This is a genomic window from Albidovulum sp. (genome assembly GCF_049646345.1).
GTDB lineage: Bacteria > Pseudomonadota > Alphaproteobacteria > Rhodobacterales > Rhodobacteraceae > Albidovulum.
Genome location: NZ_JBARVQ010000327.1, coordinates 1 through 2,857 on the forward strand (window position 1 = coordinate 1; position 2,857 = coordinate 2,857).

Here is a 2,857-nt window from a genome sequence, read left to right on the forward strand (position 1 = left end):
TCGGGCGGGGAGCAGCAGCGGGTGGCTTTTTGCCGGGCGCTGGCCAATCAGCCGAAACTGCTGCTGGCCGATGAGCCGACGGGCAACCTTGACCCCACGACCGCCGATCAGGTCTTTGATACCCTCATGGGGCTGGTGCGCGACACCGGGCTGTCGGCGCTGATCGCGACCCACAACATGGAGCTTGCGGCCCGCATGGACCGGGTGCTGCGGCTGGAGGAAGGGCACCTCGTCTGATCCGCCGTCAGAACATGATCGGGATCAAGGTGCGCGGGCCAAAGGGGTGAGAGGATTGGGCGATCCAGATAAGGAGCGCGCCCATGCACCGCATTGCCCTTGCCCTGATACTTGCCGCAGGCCCGGCCGTCGCAGCCCCGGACCTGAACCTCGGCGCCGAGACCTATGCCGGGGCCTGTGCCTCGTGCCATGGGCCGGAGGCGACCGGGGACGGGCCAATGGCCGAGTACCTTGCCATCGACACGCCGGACCTGACCGCGATCAGCGCCCGCAATGGCGGTCAGTTCCCATGGCTGCGCATCGTCCATATCGTCGATGGCCGGACAGGCCTGCGCGGCCATGGCGGCATGATGCCGGTCTTTGGCGCGGTCTTTACCGGTGATACGGCGGTAAAGGATGCCCGTGACGGTACGCCGGTGATCACCTCGGCCAGAGTTCTGGCGGTGGTGGATTATCTGGCGGCGATACAGGCCGAATAATGAGCGATACGGGAGGCAACATGATCAGGACGGTTGTGGCTTTCGGAGCGGTGGGGGCGATGCTGGTCGCCTGCGCACCGGAAAGGCAGGTTTCGGGCCGCGCGCTTTACATGGACTACTGCGCCTCGTGCCATGGGCTTGAGGGGCGCGGCGACGGTCCGGCTGCGGCGGGGCTGGGCAAAGCGCCCGCCGATCTGACCGGGCTTGCCGCCCGCAATGGCGGTGTGTTCCCCAGGGTCCACGTGATGTCGGTGATCGACGGCTATACCAGGCGCGATGATCGTGGGTCGGTGATGCCCGAACTGGGGGCAGCGCTTCAGGAAGGGCCGCTGGTGAGGGTCGATACCGGCAATGGCATCTCCACGCCGACCCCTGTCAACCTCGTCGCGCTCGCCAATTATCTGGAACGGCTGCAGGAATAGGAGCGCGCCCGCGTTTTACAGCAGTTCCACGATCGACTTGCCCAGCCGGAAGGGCGCGGCGAAGGCGACAAGGCAGAGGGCGAGGACCTGAAGCGTCAGGATGGCTGAGCCGGCCTGAAGGACCGCCCATTCATCCCGAAGATGCATGACCTCGTCGATCAGATCGGCATAGGATCCGGCGATGACCTGAAATTCAGCGGCAGTCCCGGCAACGCTTGGGGCCTGACGCAACAGGGCGACAGCGGTATCGGTGCGGTCGTCATGCGGCTCGAAGGCGAGGAATTCGGCAGTGTCGAAACGCGTGATCTCATCCTCCATCCCCTCTGTCGCGTCTCCGAAAAAGAGGTGCAGCCCCTGCAGGGGGGCGGCACGTTCGGTCACGGCGAGGAAGAGCGGCAACTCGCTGTTGCCCGCGGTCGAGGCCGACAGAAAATCCACCTTGTCGCAAAGATCGCGGATCGCGGGCCGGAAGGTCGCGGCCGGATGATCCACCTCGCAATGGGCCAGCCGGAAGCGGGCGGCGTCGCGGTCGAAGGTGCGGGTGGCGCTGTAGGCAATGTCGATCTGACGCGACAGGCGCGAACTGTCCTCGGCATAAACCCCGGCGACAACGGCGGTCAGCGCCCCGATGCCGCCAAGGCAGATCCAGACCAGATCGGCGATCTTCCAGGCCCGCTGCGGGACATGGCTGCGAAAGAGGAAAGCGGTCAGGGCAGCGCCCACAAGAAAGCAGAGCAGGATCAGGGGCAACTGATGGTCGTTGATGAATCCCATCGCTCAGGGCCTCTCATGGCTGTCGGATCACAACATGCCTACCGCATCCCCGCCACCCGCGTACAGGGCCGCAGGCGGCGAGGGCGCCTGCGTCGGTCCGGCGTCGGCAAAACGTATGGCAGGGACGCCCGGCCGTTCAGCATCGGTTAACCATGTCCGGGCGAGGGTGAGTGCCATGTCCCGCTACCTTCGTCCCCACACTCCCGGCGCAACCATCTTCTTCACCGTCGCGCTTGCCGCGCGCGGAGCGGATCTGCTGGTGCGCGAGATCGGGCAGCTTCGTGAGGCCGTAGCGGCGATACGGGCGGAGCGGCCGTTCCGGATCGAAGCATGGGTCGTGATGCCGGACCATCTGCATTGCGTGTGGACCCTGCCGGAGGCAGACCGCGATTTCCCGACGCGGTGGCGTCTGATCAAGAGCCGGTTCTCGCGCGGATTGCCAAAGGGGCCGCTACGGCCAAGCCACGAGGCGCGGCGGGAGCGGGGGATATGGCAGCGTAGGTATTGGGAGCATCACATCCGGGATGAGGAGGATTATGCTGCCCATGTCCGCTATTGCCACGTGAACCCGGTGAAGCACGGATTCGTCGAACGGCCCGAGGATTGGCCGTATTCGTCCATTCACCGGGAGATCGCGTTTGGACGTTGGTAGGGTGCGTGATTTCACGCACCGATATTGGCCGGGTCGGATGGGGGATTGGTTTGAGGCAATGGTGCGTGCGAGCACGCACCCTACGGCTTGCTACGGCTTGCTCTCTATTTCGAACGCTTGCGGTGAGAGGTGGCTCGGTTTGTCTGAACAGGTTCCGGGCGTTTCGTAAGTGGTTTTCCGCCTTGTTTATGCCGCTGCCGCTTGGGGCGCCGACGGATTGAAGTAAGCCTGATCGGGTGTTTTTCCGTCAAGCGATGAGTGGGGCCTCCGACTGTTGTAGAAGCCCAGGTAGT

At 64.7% G+C, this 2,857-nt stretch carries 5 protein-coding genes; 4 read left to right on the top strand and 1 reads right to left on the bottom strand.

Going from position 1 to position 2,857, the window contains the following annotated elements; translation table 11 throughout:
* The 3 genes from WBB85_RS08235 to WBB85_RS08245 form a co-directional block, all read left to right on the top strand.
* On the top strand, positions 1-237 hold a 237-nt coding region (locus tag WBB85_RS08235; protein ID WP_432638139.1), incomplete at its 5' end, for an ATP-binding cassette domain-containing protein.
* 83 nt (positions 238-320) lie between these two features.
* On the top strand, positions 321-716 hold the full coding sequence (locus WBB85_RS08240) for a c-type cytochrome (RefSeq protein ID WP_432638140.1): 396 nt from the start codon (positions 321-323) through the stop codon (positions 714-716).
* Between the two features lie 20 nt (positions 717-736).
* Positions 737-1,138: a c-type cytochrome gene (locus WBB85_RS08245; RefSeq protein ID WP_432638141.1), complete on the top strand. Its 402-nt coding sequence runs from the start codon at positions 737-739 to the stop codon at positions 1,136-1,138.
* A 15-nt stretch (positions 1,139-1,153) separates the two neighbouring features.
* Here the strand turns inward: WBB85_RS08245 and WBB85_RS08250 are convergent, their stop codons facing one another.
* Entirely contained in the window at positions 1,154-1,912 is a 759-nt protein-coding gene (locus tag WBB85_RS08250; protein WP_432638142.1) for a hypothetical protein, read from the bottom strand.
* A 175-nt stretch (positions 1,913-2,087) separates the two neighbouring features.
* Here WBB85_RS08250 and WBB85_RS08255 point away from each other — a divergent pair, with 175 nt between their 5' ends.
* Positions 2,088-2,564, top strand: a complete 477-nt coding sequence (locus tag WBB85_RS08255; protein ID WP_432638143.1) for an REP-associated tyrosine transposase — start codon at positions 2,088-2,090, stop codon at positions 2,562-2,564.
* The last annotated feature ends 293 nt before the right edge of the window (positions 2,565-2,857 follow it).

Excerpts from the sequence above, each read along its gene's own strand:
- WBB85_RS08245 (WP_432638141.1), top strand. The coding sequence starts at position 737 with ATGATCAGGACGGTTGTGGCTTTCGGAGCGGTGGGGGCGATGCTGGTC.
- WBB85_RS08240 (WP_432638140.1), top strand. The coding sequence starts at position 321 with ATGCACCGCATTGCCCTTGCCCTGATACTTGCCGCAGGCCCGGCCGTC.
- WBB85_RS08255 (WP_432638143.1), top strand. The coding sequence starts at position 2,088 with ATGTCCCGCTACCTTCGTCCCCACACTCCCGGCGCAACCATCTTCTTC.
- WBB85_RS08250 (WP_432638142.1), bottom strand. The coding sequence starts at position 1,912 with ATGGGATTCATCAACGACCATCAGTTGCCCCTGATCCTGCTCTGCTTT.